General features: G+C 28.4%; 1 pseudogene. It reads left to right on the top strand.

Annotation, left to right across the window (positions count from 1 at the left end):
- A pseudogene (locus tag AC1DJR_RS33695) lies at positions 1–415 on the top strand (DUF3952 domain-containing protein); the annotation flags it as partial.

Genomic DNA, 415 nt, shown 5'->3' with positions numbered 1-415 from the left:
GTTCATGTATAAAGATAGAAAGGGTTACGGTTCTGATTCGAGCTTGGATGTTTCACATGTAAAACTAATTTTTAATAGATTACAAGGTGTTGGGAATTTACAACTAAAAGTAGAGGGAGATAAAAAAAATTTTAATGAACCAAATACAGTCGGTTTTACGTTAACGGAATCACAATTTCAAGAAATAATTAACGATAAATTGAATCTGCAATATGATAGTTTTGAAAAAGCATCAATTGCATTTAATTTTAATGATTCTAAAGATACGAAACAGCATCTGATGCAAATAATTCAATTAACAATTCTAATTGTATATGAAACGAAAAATAGTGAGGGGAAATTATTAACACATACTCAGCAAATATCTGTGAATTTTAGTAGTAAAAAGGATAATGACCAGGAAGCTAAACAAGAT

Source organism: Bacillus sp. 05T31 (genome assembly GCF_056396725.1).
The sequence above is the reverse complement of the archived record's forward strand: the minus strand, read 5'-3'. Positions and strand labels throughout refer to the sequence as shown.